Source organism: Bradyrhizobium sp. T-12 (genome assembly GCF_058314695.1).
On sequence record NZ_CM177756.1, the window covers coordinates 1934572 to 1947617 of the forward strand.

Consider the following 13046-nt stretch of genomic DNA (forward strand, 5'->3'; position numbering starts at 1 on the left):
CTCGTTAACGGCAGCGATGGTGACCCGGTTCATACGAAAAAGCCGCGTTCGGTCATCACAGTTCCGAGTCGTGGATATGCTCGGCGGCAACGAGGCAGTCGAGAGTTGCAAGCGTGGAACTTCGAACCCGCCGCCGTCTTGTGGAACTGGCCGGTGGTTCGCACTTGATCGGTGCCGACATGGATCGATTGAAGCTCTCGCTGAGGGGGGCGCTGCTTGCGGCGCCGTTCGTGCTCTGGGGTGGAAACGCGCTTGGTCGCGATGACGGCCGCTACGCGGACTCGCCCCTCAAGCCGTGGTTCGACAGCCTGCGCAGCCACCTCGGTCCGTGCTGCTCGGACGCCGACGGTTTTGCCGTCGCCGATCCCGACTGGGAGTCGCACAACGGGCACTATCGCGTGCGGCTCGACGGGGAGTGGGTCGAGGTGCCCGATGAAGCCGTCATCACCGAGCCGAACCGCGCCGGCCGCACCATGGTGTGGCCGGTGAAGACGGCTTTCGGAGTCTCGATCCGCTGCTTCATGCCGGGCAGCATGATCTGAGACAGGTCAGCATCAACGCGTGCTGGATTTGCGCTTCGACGATTTCCTGGCTGTCTTCTTCGTCGTCCGCTTCCTGGTCGTCTTCTTCTTGGACGTCTTCTTGCTGGCCTTCTTCGGGACCTTCTTGCCCTTCTTGCGCGCCTTCGACAGCCCGATCGCGATCGCCTGCTTGCGACTCTTCACGCGTCCGCCACGGCCTTTGCGGCCGCTCTTGGCCGTGCCCTTCTTGTAGCGGCGCATCTCGCTTTCGACATCGCTGCCGGAGCTGCGTGAGTAGCGGCGCTTCTTTGCCTTGCGTGCCATGCATGTTCTCCCTTGGCCGGAAGAACCGTTCGACACGGGCATGGTTCCGAAGAGCGCGCAACCTTCCAGGCGAAAGCCTAGAAGGAATTCGCCAGCTCGATCTCCGCTTCCAGCACCTGGATGCGCCGTGCGGCCTCGGTGGAGGACAGGTCGCGCGCATATTGTGCGGGCTGATAGGCCTCTTCGCTCAGCCGTTTCAGCCGCAGCGATTGCGCCCGCGTCATCTGCTGGGCAAGAAAGATCCTGGCGTCGTATTTACCTTGAACCTGCATCTGGCATCTCCGTCCTGAATTCGTGGCTTGACTATATGTTCTTATTTTGTTCTAACAAGCCATGGACAACAGAATTAATGAAATTCGACGTAAAATCAGTGCCTTGAGGCTGGAGATGGCCGACGTCGAGGCGTCCGTGCGCGCTTCCGTCAACGGCGATCGCGATTGCACCGAACAGGCCCTGGCGCAGATGGATCTGCGCCGAAAGGTCAATTTGCTGATCGGGAAATGGAATGCCGCCGGCGGTCCCGATGTCCTGCCTGACGTCCGAGACCGCGTGCGCCTTCGTCTCGTGAAGACAGCCGGTATTCCCCAGCGCGCGAGCAGAGGGCGATGAAATCTTTGAGGGGGGCGCCGTGGATGAGGACCCGGACAGTTACCGGATCTTGAGGTTGCGCGCCGAGATTCTCGAACTGGGCTCTGCCATCCGGCAGTTGCAGCGCGCGGGTCTTGATGATGCTGCGGCCCAACTTCTGATCGGACGCAAACGGGCGCAGCTCGATCATCTCGTGAAGACGAATGCTGAGGGGCGCGGGCTCAATCTCGGAACGCGCCGGCCGCCATGAGCTGACGCCTGACCATTTGGTGTTTGATTGCAGACTGAGACCAAGAAAAAGGCCCCGCGTCGCCGCGGGGCTTTTGATGTCGTGCCGGCCTGGGCTCACTTGGTGTTGGTCATGCCCTTGCTGGTCTTGTTCGTCATGGTGCCGCCCTGGTCGGAGCCGGGGCCCGAACCGCCCTGGCCGGAGGGATCGGCGCCCTTGGACGCCTTGGTGTTGGCGCCGGTGGTCTGCGACGACGACATCGACGATCCATGTTTCGCCTTGTGCGACTTGGCCTGTGCTGCGAGCGGCGCGGCGGCGAGACCGGTCGCCAGCATTGCGGTGAGAACGAGCTTGGTCGTTGTCATGCGAGGGAACTCCCTGGGTTAAATTGACGCAGGCAGCCAACCGCCGTTGAGCGCAGGAGTTCCCCGCAAAGCCTTCGGGCGCTTAGCGCACGCTTCAAGATTGCTTGTCCTCGGCGAGGATGAACACGACGCCGGTAAGTGTCGCGCCGATGGCGAAAGTCGTCACCAATGTGAGAGCGAAGATGATCGCGGCTTGGTTTCCGCCGTGACTGAGCAGGCCGGCGACGGCCGGATTGCAGAGGATCAGCGCGAGACTGAAGGCGAGGCCGAGGGCTGCGCCCATCAAGGTATGCGTCATCAGCCTGATGAGGCCGGTCGCAGAGATCAAGTCCGACGACTTTTTTGCGCGCATGGGAACAGCATCCCAATTTGGCATGCAACGCGGGCGATAATTCGCTGGTTCCATTTGAATGAAGGAATTGTCATCAACGGCTTCATCCGACGTTCATGCCGGGCTTGCGAGGATGAGCACCAGCAAAACGGGAACATCGACATGGGTAAGGTAGTCTTTCTTTACCGCTCGCTGGCCTATCGCAACGCGGCCGCGGACATTCTGCGCAAGGCGCGCAAGCTGCCGCGCGGGGCGGAGCGAAGCGCGGCTCGCCGCTATGCCAGGGCGCTACGCGATCTCGCCCAGACGGAAGCCTGGCTCGAGGGGCGGGTTGCGCGCGAACCGCGGACGATGCGACGCATGATGAGCGTGGCGTCCGGTTGATGCTTTTCCGCTCCGCCTGGATCGGAGCGGAAGCTCTCGGTTCTCGCCGGCTCTCGACGCGAGCCGGTCGCGATTTCGCTGGAAAACGCTCTAACCGGATGCGCGCTGCAATTCGGCGGAGCCGGCGTCCTCGAACTCGCCGGATGCGGGCGCCGCCGCCGTCTTGCGTGTCAACGGCACTTCGAGCCGGCACAACAGGCCTTCGGCTCGCCAATCGAACTTGGCCTGTCCACCAAGCTGGGACTCCACGCTCGCCAGCAGGCTCCGCGTGCCGAAGCCGCGCGATTTCGGAGTCATGACGAGCGGGCCGCCGGATTCCTCCCAGTTCAGCGTAAGCAATTGGTCCTCGACCTGCCAGCCGATCGTGAGCCGTCCCGACCTGGTCGAGAGGGCGCCGTACTTGGCCGAGTTGGTGAAGAGCTCATGGAGGGCGAGCGCCAGCGTCTGGGCCGTTGCCGGCAGTAACTGGACCTCCGGACCTGCCAGGATGATCTGGCCGCCGAGCGAATAGGGCGCCAGCTCCTCGTCGATCAGCCTGGAGAGCTCGGCACCCTGCCAGCTCGACAGCGACAGGATGGTGTGCACGCGCGCCAGCGCGTTGATGCGTCCCTCGACTGCGTTGACATAGGCCTTGACCTCGTCGGCCCGGGTAAGGCGCACGATCGACTGCGCCAGCGCCAGCGCGTTCTTGGCGCGATGATCGACCTCCCGCGCCAGCAGATTCTGCCGTTCCTCGGCACGCTTGCGTTCGGTGATGTCCACGGTGACGCCACTCACGCGCACGACGCGACCGCTATCGTCCACCGTCGCTGCCGCCGTGCCGACGCACCAGCGCACTTCTCCGTCGGGCCGCATGATCCGGAATTCGGTCTCGTAGGCCCGCGTGCCCCTGTTGAACTCGGCGATCGCCTTGCGCAACTGGTCGACGTCATCGGGATGCAACAGCGCCTGAACGTTGGCCGGGTTGACCTCGAAGCTCTCGGGGCTGACGCCGAAGATGCGATATTGCCCTTCGTCCCACATCCAGTCGCCGCTGATCCAGTCCCAATCCCAGGATCCCATCTTGCCGGCGGCGATCGCCATGCTGCGCCGCTGCTCGCTCTCGCGCAGCTTCGCCGTGGAGTTCTCCAGCTCCGCCGTGCGCGCGCGGACGCGATCCTCCAGCTCCTGGTTCAGCCGTTCGAGCTCGCGGGTCTTGCGGTAGAGTTCGGCGAACACCTTGATCTTGGCGCGCAGGACTTCCGGCACGACCGGGACCGGCACGTAGTCGACCGCGCCCATCTCGTAGCCGCGCAGCCGGTCGATGTCGCTGACCTGGATGGCGGAGATGAAGATCATCGCGGTCTTCTGGAAGCGCGGATGCTCGCGGATCATCGCGGCGAGCTCGAAGCCGTCGAGCTCGGGCATGCAGACGTCGACCAGGATCACCGCGATCTCGGTCTTGAGCAGCACCTCCAGCGCCTCGCGCCCCGACGAGGCGATCACGAGGTTCTCGCCGAGATCCTTCAAGATCACCTCATAGGCGAGCAGCTTGGCCGGCTGGTCGTCGACGAGGAGGATGTTGACCTTTTCGTGGTCCATTCTCGGGTCCAACTCAGCGGTGCAGCCACATGCGGATCGCAAGCAGCAATTGATCGGTGTTGACGGGTTTGGCGAGATAGTCGGACGCGCCGGCCTCCAGGCACTTCTCGCGGTCACCCTTCATCGCCTTGGCGGTCAGCGCGATGATCGGAAGACGGGCGAAGGCCGGGTTTTCGCGAATGACGCCGATGGTCTGATAGCCATCCATCTGCGGCATCATGATGTCCATCAGCACGATGGCGATTTCCGGATTGGATTCGACCAGCGTCACCGCCTCGCTGCCGGTCGTGGCCGTCAGCACTTTCATGCCGCGCCGTTCCAGCACGCTCGACAGCGCGAAGATGTTGCGGGCGTCGTCATCGACGAGCAAGGCGGTCTTGCCGATCAGGTCCTCGTCGGAACTGTTCAGCTTCTCCAGCATGCGCTGCTTCTCGACCGGAAGTTCCGTGATCACGCGATGCAGGAACAGTGCGGTCTCGTCGAGCAGCCGCTCCGGCGATTCCACGCCCTTGACCACGATGCTGCGTGCCATGGTGTGGAGTTCCGCGTCCTCCTCCGCCGAAAGCTCGCGGCCGGTGAAGACGACCACCGGAATGTTCGACAGCGCCTCGTCGTTGCGGATCTGGTCCAGCACCTCGAAGCCGCTCATGTCGGGCAGCCGGAGGTCGAGCACCACGCAGTCGCAGGGCGCCTCGCGCAGCGTCGAGAGCGCACCGGCACCGGTGTCCGTCGTCACGATCTCGATGTCGTCGTGATGCAGCAGCTCGCGGATCGAGAGCTGCTCGGCCTCGTTGTCCTCGACGATCAGGAGCCGCTTGCGCCTGGGACGTGCATATTCCTTGATCTGCGTCAGCGCGGCGGAAACGCCTTCGGTCGTCGTCGGCTTGTTGACGAAGGAGAAGGCGCCACGCGCCAGCGCATGCTGGCGGTCTTCGTCCAGCGTGATGATCTGCACGGGGATGTGGCGGGTCAGCGGATTGTGCTTGAGCTGGCTCAGCACGGTCCAGCCGAGCATGTCGGGCAGGAACACGTCGAGCGAGACGGCTCTCGGCTGGTATTGCTTGGCGAGCTCCAGCGCCTCCGCGCCGCGGGCGGCGACGAGCACCTTGAATCCCTTGTCGCGCGCGAGGTCGACCAGCACGCGCGCGTAATGCGGGTCATCCTCGACGATCAGGAGGATGCTGTCGCCGGGCTCGAGGTTGAGCCGGTCGTCGGGAAGCTGCTCGATGACGCGCTGCTCCGGCGCGGCCGTCTGGAGCGCCGGCGGCTGGTTATGCTGCTGCGGCGCTGGCGCCGCGCGCGGTGCCAGCGTCGGGCCGGAATATTTCAGCGGCAGGTAAAGAATGAAGGACGACCCCTTGCCGGGCGAGCTGCGCAGATGGATCTCGCCGCCAAGCAGGCTCGCCAGCTCGCGGCTGATGGCGAGGCCAAGGCCGGTGCCGCCGTATTTCCGGCTGGTGCCGGCGTCGGCCTGCTGGAACGCCTCGAAGATCAGCTTCTGCTTCTCCAGGGGAATGCCGATGCCGGTATCGGACACTTCGAACGCGATCACGGCCGGTGCGGAGTTCAGCACCGGGTGATCCGTTCCCCAGCCGCCGAGCGCGCCGGCGACCTTGAGGCGGACCTCGCCCTCGGCGGTGAACTTGAAAGCGTTGGAGAGCAGGTTCTTCAGAACCTGCTGCAAGCGCTTGGAGTCGGTGACGATGCTGCGCGGCAGGTTCGGATCGATGTCGATCTTGAACGACAGATTGCGGTTGTCCGCCTCGTGCCGGAATGGACGCCCGACGGTATCGAGCAGGTTCGCGGTCAGGATTTCCTCGGCGTCGACCGTCACCGTGCCGGATTCGATCTTGGACAGGTCGAGAATGTCGCTGATCAGATTGAGCAGGTCGGTGCCGGCGCCGTGGATGGTGCGGGCGAATTCGACCTGCTTGGCCGAGAGGTTGCCGTCCGGATTGTCGGTGAGCTGCTGTCCCAGGATCAGGATCGAGTTCAGCGGTGTGCGCAGCTCGTGGCTCATATTGGCGAGGAATTCGGACTTGTACTTCGAGGTCAGCGCAAGCTCGGTCGCCTTTTCCTCCAGGGCGCGGCGGGCCTGCTCGATCTCCTGGTTCTTGCGTTCGACCTCGACGTTGCGCTCGGCGAGCTGCTGCGCCTTCTGCTCGAGCTGGTCGTTGGTCTGCTGCAATTCGCGCTGCTGGGTCTGCAGCTCGCCGGCGAGCTGCTGCGACTGCTTGAGCAGGCCTTCGGTCTGCATCGTCGCTTCGATCGAATTGAGCACGATGCCGATGGAGTCGGTGAGCTGTTCCAGGAACGTCATCTGCGACGTCGTGAAGGAGACGAGCGAGGCGAGCTCGATCACGGCCTTGACCTGGCCCTCGAACAGCACCGGCAGCACGACGAGGTTCTTCGGTGCGACGCGGAACAGCGCCGAGTTGATCGGCACCACGTCGGGCGGAATGTCGGCGACCACGCGCGGCCGCTTGTCGAGAGCGCATTGGCCGATCAGGCCGTCGCCGAACTGCAGCACGCGCTGATAGGGGTAGATGCCGTCGCTGGCGTAGGAGGCCAGCAGCAGGAGCTGCGGATTGTCCTCGTTCTCGACCTGGTAGATCACGCCGGTATGCGCATTCACCAGCGGCGACAGCTCGGTCAGCAGCAGCCGGCCGACCGTGGTGAGGTCGCGCTGGCCCTGGAGCATGTTGGTGAATTTGGCGAGGTTGGTCTTCAGCCAGTCCTGCTCGGTGTTCACGTCCGTCGTAAGACGGAGATTCGTGATCATCGTGTTGATGTTGTCCTTCAGTTCGGCCATTTCGCCGCGCGCATCGACCTGAATCGAGCGCGTCAGGTCGCCCTTGGTCACGGCGGTCGCGACCTCGGCAATGGCGCGCACCTGCGAAGTCAGGTTGGCGGCGAGCAGGTTGACGTTACCAGTGAGGTCCTTCCAGGTGCCGGCCGCGCTCGGCACGTTGGCTTGGCCGCCGAGCCGGCCTTCGACGCCGACCTCGCGCGCCACGCTGGTCACCTGATCGGCAAAGGTCGCGAGCGTCTCGGTCATGTTGTTGATGGTGTCGGCGAGCGCGGCGACTTCGCCCTTCGACTTCACGGTGAGCTGCTGCTTCAAGTCGCCGTCGGCAACCGCGGTCACCACTTTGACGATGCCGCGCACCTGTTCGGTCAGGTTCGCCGCCATGAAGTTCACGGTGTCGGTGAGGTCCTTCCAGGTGCCGGCGACGCCGGGCACCTGGGCCTGGCCGCCCAGCTTGCCTTCGGTGCCGACCTCGCGCGCCACGCGCGTCACTTCGCCGGCAAAGGCGTTGAGCTGGTCCACCATGGTGTTGATGGTGTTCTTCAGCTCGAGGATCTCGCCCTTCACGTCGACAGTGATCTTGCGCGAGAGGTCGCCGCGTGCCACCGCCGTGGTCACTTCGGCGATGTTGCGGACCTGTGTGGTGAGGTTCGCGGCCAGGAGGTTGACGTTGTCGGTGAGGTCCTTCCAGGTGCCGCCGACGCCCGGGACGACGGCCTGACCGCCGAGGCGGCCCTCGGTGCCGACCTCGCGCGCGACGCGCGTCACTTCGGCGGCGAAGGAGCGGAGCTGCTCGACCATGGTGTTCAAGGTGTCCTTGAGCAGCAGGATCTCGCCGCGCACGTCCACCGTGATCTTCTTCGACAAATCGCCGCCGGCAATCGCGGTCGCGACCTCGGCGATGTTGCGGACCTGGGCCGTGAGGTTCGAGGCCATGAAGTTGACGTTGTCGGTGAGGTCCTTCCAGGTGCCGGCGACGCCGGGCACCTCGGCCTGGCCGCCGAGCTTGCCTTCGGTGCCGACCTCGCGCGCCACGCGCGTCACTTCGCCGGCAAAGCCGTTGAGCTGGTCCACCATGGTGTTGATGGTGTTCTTGAGCTCGAGGATCTCGCCCTTCACGTCCACGGTGATTTTGCGCGACAAGTCGCCGCGCGCCACTGCGGTAGTCACTTCGGCGATGTTGCGGACTTGGGCGGTGAGATTGCCCGCCATCGAATTCACACTGTCGGTGAGGTCCTTCCAGGTGCCGGCGACGCCGGGCACGTTGGCCTGGCCGCCCAGGCGGCCTTCGGTGCCGACCTCGCGCGCCACGCGCGTCACCTCGCCCGCGAAGCGGTTGAGCTGGTCGACCATCGTGTTCAGCGTGTCCTTGAGCTGAAGGATCTCGCCGCGCACGTCCACGGTGATCTTGCGCGACAGGTCGCCGCCGGCGATCGCGGTCGCGACTTCCGCGATGTTGCGGACCTGGGCGGTGAGGTTGCCCGCCATCGAGTTCACGCTGTCGGTGAGGTCCTTCCAGGTGCCGGCGACGCCGGGCACGCCGGCCTGACCGCCGAGCTTGCCGTCGGTGCCGACCTCGCGGGCGACGCGCGTCACTTCGCCGGCGAAGGCGTTGAGCTGGTCCACCATCGTGTTCAGCGTTTCCTTCAGCTGAAGGATTTCGCCCGACACGTTCACCGTGATCTTCTTCGACAAATCGCCCTTTGCGACCGCGGTCGCGACCTCGGCGATGTTGCGGACCTGGCCGGTCAGGTTCGAGGCCATCGAGTTGACGCTGTCGGTGAGGTCCTTCCAGGTACCGCCGACGCCGCGCACGACGGCTTGGCCGCCGAGCTTGCCTTCGGTGCCGACCTCGCGCGCGACGCGCGTGACTTCGCCGGCGAAGGCGTTGAGCTGGTCCACCATGGTATTGATGGTGTCCTTCAGCTCCAGAATCTCGCCGCGCACGTCCACCGTGATCTTCTTCGACAAGTCGCCGCCAGCGACCGCGGTCGTCACCTCGGCGATGTTGCGGACCTGGGCGGTCAGGTTCGACGCCATCGAGTTGACGCTCTCCGTCAAGTCCTTCCAGGTGCCGGCGACGCCGAGCACGTTGGCCTGGCCGCCGAGCCGGCCCTCGGTGCCGACCTCGCGTGCCACGCGCGTCACTTCGCCGGCAAAGGCGTTGAGCTGGTCGACCATGGTGTTGAGCGTCTCCTTCAGCTGAAGGATTTCGCCCGAGACGTTCACCGTGATCTTCTTCGAGAGGTCGCCGCTCGCGATGGCCGTGGCGACGTCGGCGATGTTGCGGACCTGCGCGGTCAGGTTCGAGGCCATGAAGTTGACGTTGTCGGTGAGGTCCTTCCAGGTGCCGGCCACACCGGGCACCTGGGCCTGGCCGCCGAGCTTTCCTTCGGTGCCGACCTCGCGCGCCACACGCGTCACTTCCGAGGCGAAGGAGTTCAGCTGGTCCACCATGGTGTTGATGGTGTCCTTCAGCTCCAGGATTTCGCCGCGCACGTCCACCGTGATCTTGCGCGAGAGGTCGCCGCGCGCCACGGCGGTGGTGACGTTGGCGATGTTGCGCACCTGGGCGGTCAGGTTGCCGCACATCGCGTTGACCGAGTCCGTCAAGTCCTTCCAGGTGCCGGCGACGCCGGGCACGATGGCCTGGCCGCCGAGCTTGCCGTCGGTGCCGACCTCGCGCGCCACGCGCGTCACTTCGGAGGCGAAGGAGCGGAGCTGGTCCACCATCGTGTTGATGGCTTCCTTGAGCTGCAGGATCTCGCCGCGGACGTCCACCGTGATCTTCTTGGAGAGGTCGCCGTTGGCGACCGCGATCGTCACCTCGGCGATGTTGCGAACCTGGTTGGTCAGGTTGTTCGCCATCGAGTTGACGCTCTCGGTGAGGTCCTTCCAGACGCCGGTCACCTCGGGCACCTGGGCCTGGCCGCCGAGCTTTCCTTCGGTGCCGACCTCGCGCGCCACGCGCGTCACCTCGGAGGTGAACACGCCGAGCTGCTTGATCATGGTGTTGACGATGGTCGCCGACTGCAGGAACTCGCCGCGCAGCGGACGGCCGTCGACGTCGAGCTTGACGGTCTGGAGCAGGTCGCCTTGTGCGACGGCGGCGACCGCGCGCGTCACCTCGCGCGTCGGCCACAGCAAATCGTCGATCAGCGTGTTGACGGAGCCTTCCATGTCGGCCCAGGAGCCCGAGGCGAGGCCGAATTTCACGCGCTGCCGGGTCTTGCCTTCGCGGCCGACCACCTGGCCGACCAGCTCGAGCTGTTGCGCCATGCGCTGGTTGGCGGCGATGATTTCATTAAAAGTGTCGGCGATCTTGCCGTCGATGCCGAGATAGTCGCCGCTCATGCGCACGGAGAAATCGCCGCTCCGCATCGCCTGCAAGGCGAGCAGCAGTTCAGCCCGGGAATCCGGATCCGACATACCGTTGGCTTTTGGCTTTGGGACGCGACGACCGGACCGTGATGCAGCTCCGGGATCGAGGTCGCTCATACTGATTCCCCCGCAAGCCTCGGCCGAATCCAAGGCAGACGCAATTTGTCAAAATAGAGCGTCAGCCAAATTCGAAATCAAGCGCCAAGGTGTGACGCGAGGAATGGAACCTGCCTTGCTCAGCCCGACATTAATAACCGCAATGTGCCGAATTGGTTCCATGCGGCTCCGAGAATGGTTGCCGTCTGTCTGGGCGTCATGCGGGGGGAGGCGCCGGCCTCCTTCGGAACGGAGCTCGAGCCCCGCGGTTAGCCCGCGCAAAGAGGAGAACAAACATGAAAGCAGGACTTGCTGCGATCGTGGCCATGCTGTTCGCCGGGGCGGCCCTGGCGCAGGGCGGTGCGCCCAGCGGCCGCGGGGCAGTGACCGGCGACCCAGCCGCAAGCTCCGCCACCCCGAAGGCCGATACGCCGACCACGGGGGCCGCAACCAGATCGAACCCGAGCGGAAGCGGCACCTCCTCGTCGGGCGGCAAGGACGACAATGGCGACGCGGGCCGGGACAAGATGCCGGAGAGCGACCGCACCGTGCGTCCGCACAGCCAGCAGCATCATCCGAACGACAAGTAGGGCTACTTGTCGGCCATGGTGCGCTCGGCATCCTTGACCTGCGCGTGCAGCAGGGGGAGCTGCTCGCGCGCGAAGGCTGCGAGCGCGGCGTTGTCGGGCGCCTTCAGATAGCTTTCGAGCAGCTTGATGGCCGATTCGTATTCGGGAATCTGGGAGGCATAGAAGCTGCGGATGTAGGTCGGCCCGTCCGAAGCGTCGGGCTCGACCAGGCTGGCGCTGACGGACGTCGTCTTGCCAACGCGGGGCTCCGCGCCAATCGTCTCCTGAATCTGCTTCAGCGCCTTGTCGCGTTTGGCCGCTTCCTCGGCCCGCAAGGCGGCGAGGTTCTTGACCTCGGTGTTGCCCTTCAGATCGGTGCTCTCGAGCAGACCCTGCTGAAAGCGGCTGAAATCGTACAGGCCGCCGATGACGTCCGTTGCGTTCGGCGGACGGTCGAGCGGCTTGCGTTCGCCGGTGCTGTCGGCAAGCGCAACAGTGCTGATCAATGCCAATATGATGGCGACGAGAACTCGCATCGATATCAACCGCGGATGGCGGGCGAAGTTCCCGAACGTTACGATGCGGTAAGGGCATTGCGACCCCGGAGTTCCGTCCCCACGTCTTCCCGATGAAACAGTCTGACATCTTCAGGGACAATGCCGACAATTGCCTTCAGCTCGCTGAGCGCGCCGAGGGACAACCCGCACACAAGCGCTTTTCGCGCATGGCGGACGCCTGGACGGCGCTCGCCCACGAGCAGGACTGGCTGGATGGCGAGATCCCGCCCGTCGCGGCCCGTCCCCCTCAACATCGGAGCGCGTGAGGGCTCGCCTTTTCGTGAGGGCGCGTGTGAGACCGCTCACGGAATGCTTGCGACCAATCCAGGATGATCAGGGATAGTCAATCGCGTTGGTTTCGATTCCAGAAGGAGGTTTTGCGATGGCTCCACGTCTGGCTCTGCTTTCACTCATTCTCGCCTTTGGCGTCTCGGTCGCGTTTGCGACGGTGACGACGGTGCGTCAGGTGCATCTGGAAAAGACGCCCGCCATCCACGCGGCGCACAGCTAGCATAACGCCGGAACATTCGAGGCCGCAGTGCGTAACCGCTTCGAGACATCAGAAGAGGCGAAGGCACATCATGGCCCATTCCGACCACGGCATCGTCAAGGACAAGCGGGCGGAGGAGCAGCCGCGTGACAAGCAGCGCGCGCAATCCGTGCACAAGACCGATCCGCAAAACGCCGATGCGAAAGGCTCGCCATCGCGAGAGGCGACGCGCGATCCCAAGCTGAACGATAACAGCAAGACTCCGGGCTCCGGCATGACACCGGATGATTCCGGCGGCGCGCCGAGCGGCTAGACGTCGAGCTACTCGAGGAACGGCAGATTTCGCGCGAGGAACGAATCTTCGCGCGTGGCGTCGACAGGTTGCTTCCGGTTGTCATGCCCCCGGTGCGCCGGAAGCAATCTCCAAGGACGGCCCTGGCGCTCACCGTGCCCGGGCCGTTTGCTTGTGGAGGTCTCCCGGCTAGTCTTCGGCGCCGCTTTCGGGCTCTCCCTGCGTGTGCCCGTCGGGTCCGCGGCCGAACACGCCGAAGCTGCTCGACTTCACGCCGGCGGCTGCGTCCACGCTCGCGGCAGCCAGCCCGAACCTGAGAAGCTCGCGGACCGCCGCAGCCCGCGTCGGCATGCGATGTTTGAACCGGAAATCGTCAACGGCGGCCAACTCGTCCGGCGAGAGCATGACCTGAAGCCGCTCGGCGCGAAGATCGTTCATGGTCGTCACGCAAATGAGTAGATTGAGTAGGTTACTCAACAACCCAACTTGGGGAAAGTTCCACAAGAGGCGGTGGAGTCCCCAAATGAGT

16 protein-coding genes are annotated in these 13046 nt (G+C 64.6%); 8 read left to right on the top strand and 8 right to left on the bottom strand.

Going from position 1 to position 13046, the window contains the following annotated elements:
* Positions 1-179 precede the first annotated feature (179 nt).
* Positions 180-542 carry a hypothetical protein gene (locus AC0WRY_RS09215; RefSeq protein ID WP_194408207.1) on the top strand — a complete coding sequence of 121 codons (363 nt, stop codon included), beginning with the start codon at positions 180-182 and terminating at the stop codon, positions 540-542.
* A 12-nt stretch (positions 543-554) separates the two neighbouring features.
* Here the strand turns inward: AC0WRY_RS09215 and AC0WRY_RS09220 are convergent, their stop codons facing one another.
* Both AC0WRY_RS09220 and AC0WRY_RS09225 read right to left on the bottom strand, forming a co-directional pair.
* Positions 555-845, bottom strand: coding sequence for a DUF6496 domain-containing protein (locus AC0WRY_RS09220; protein WP_194406701.1), 291 nt, complete (start codon positions 843-845; stop codon positions 555-557).
* Between the two features lie 77 nt (positions 846-922).
* Entirely contained in the window at positions 923-1117 is a 195-nt protein-coding gene (locus AC0WRY_RS09225; protein WP_194406702.1) for a DUF3072 domain-containing protein, read from the bottom strand.
* A 115-nt stretch (positions 1118-1232) separates the two neighbouring features.
* Here AC0WRY_RS09225 and AC0WRY_RS09230 point away from each other — a divergent pair, with 115 nt between their 5' ends.
* Both AC0WRY_RS09230 and AC0WRY_RS09235 read left to right on the top strand, forming a co-directional pair.
* A complete protein-coding gene (locus AC0WRY_RS09230) occupies positions 1233-1454 on the top strand; it encodes a hypothetical protein (RefSeq protein ID WP_194406703.1) in 222 nt (73 codons plus the stop codon).
* A 19-nt stretch (positions 1455-1473) separates the two neighbouring features.
* The gene (locus tag AC0WRY_RS09235) at positions 1474-1683 is read left to right on the top strand and encodes a hypothetical protein (RefSeq protein ID WP_194406704.1); all 210 of its coding nucleotides are present in this window, start codon (positions 1474-1476) and stop codon (positions 1681-1683) included.
* Between the two features lie 95 nt (positions 1684-1778).
* Here AC0WRY_RS09235 and AC0WRY_RS09240 read toward each other — a convergent pair whose 3' ends face one another.
* Both AC0WRY_RS09240 and AC0WRY_RS09245 read right to left on the bottom strand, forming a co-directional pair.
* A complete protein-coding gene (locus tag AC0WRY_RS09240) occupies positions 1779-2027 on the bottom strand; it encodes a hypothetical protein (RefSeq protein ID WP_194406705.1) in 249 nt (82 codons plus the stop codon).
* Positions 2028-2121: 94 nt separating this feature from the next.
* Positions 2122-2379, bottom strand: coding sequence for a hypothetical protein (locus AC0WRY_RS09245; RefSeq protein ID WP_194406706.1), 258 nt, complete (start codon positions 2377-2379; stop codon positions 2122-2124).
* Between the two features lie 141 nt (positions 2380-2520).
* Between AC0WRY_RS09245 and AC0WRY_RS09250 the strand changes: the two genes are divergently transcribed.
* Complete coding sequence (locus AC0WRY_RS09250) at positions 2521-2742, top strand: hypothetical protein (protein ID WP_194406707.1); 222 nt, start codon at positions 2521-2523, stop codon at positions 2740-2742.
* 90 nt (positions 2743-2832) lie between these two features.
* Here AC0WRY_RS09250 and AC0WRY_RS09255 read toward each other — a convergent pair whose 3' ends face one another.
* Both AC0WRY_RS09255 and AC0WRY_RS09260 read right to left on the bottom strand, forming a co-directional pair.
* Positions 2833-4323 (bottom strand): HWE histidine kinase domain-containing protein, encoded by a 1491-nt coding sequence (locus tag AC0WRY_RS09255; protein WP_194406708.1) that lies wholly within the window; start codon positions 4321-4323, stop codon positions 2833-2835.
* A gap of 13 nt (positions 4324-4336) precedes the next feature.
* The gene (locus tag AC0WRY_RS09260; RefSeq protein ID WP_194406709.1) at positions 4337-10630 is read right to left on the bottom strand and encodes a HAMP domain-containing protein; all 6294 of its coding nucleotides are present in this window, start codon (positions 10628-10630) and stop codon (positions 4337-4339) included.
* Positions 10631-10905: 275 nt separating this feature from the next.
* Between AC0WRY_RS09260 and AC0WRY_RS09265 the strand changes: the two genes are divergently transcribed.
* Complete coding sequence (locus AC0WRY_RS09265) at positions 10906-11199, top strand: hypothetical protein (protein WP_194406710.1); 294 nt, start codon at positions 10906-10908, stop codon at positions 11197-11199.
* 2 nt (positions 11200-11201) lie between these two features.
* On the opposite strand, the gene AC0WRY_RS09270 is transcribed toward AC0WRY_RS09265, so the two are convergent.
* On the bottom strand, positions 11202-11714 hold the full coding sequence (locus AC0WRY_RS09270) for a DUF4142 domain-containing protein (RefSeq protein WP_194406711.1): 513 nt from the start codon (positions 11712-11714) through the stop codon (positions 11202-11204).
* A 92-nt stretch (positions 11715-11806) separates the two neighbouring features.
* Here AC0WRY_RS09270 and AC0WRY_RS09275 point away from each other — a divergent pair, with 92 nt between their 5' ends.
* The 3 genes from AC0WRY_RS09275 (at position 11807) to AC0WRY_RS09285 (ending at position 12538) form a co-directional block, all read left to right on the top strand.
* The gene (locus AC0WRY_RS09275) at positions 11807-12001 is read left to right on the top strand and encodes a hypothetical protein (protein WP_194406712.1); all 195 of its coding nucleotides are present in this window, start codon (positions 11807-11809) and stop codon (positions 11999-12001) included.
* Positions 12002-12117: 116 nt separating this feature from the next.
* Positions 12118-12246: a hypothetical protein gene (locus AC0WRY_RS09280; RefSeq protein WP_256438924.1), complete on the top strand. Its 129-nt coding sequence runs from the start codon at positions 12118-12120 to the stop codon at positions 12244-12246.
* Positions 12247-12316: 70 nt separating this feature from the next.
* Positions 12317-12538, top strand: coding sequence for a hypothetical protein (locus AC0WRY_RS09285; protein ID WP_194406713.1), 222 nt, complete (start codon positions 12317-12319; stop codon positions 12536-12538).
* 168 nt (positions 12539-12706) lie between these two features.
* Here AC0WRY_RS09285 and AC0WRY_RS09290 read toward each other — a convergent pair whose 3' ends face one another.
* Entirely contained in the window at positions 12707-12955 is a 249-nt protein-coding gene (locus AC0WRY_RS09290; RefSeq protein WP_194406714.1) for a hypothetical protein, read from the bottom strand.
* Positions 12956-13046 lie beyond the last annotated feature (91 nt).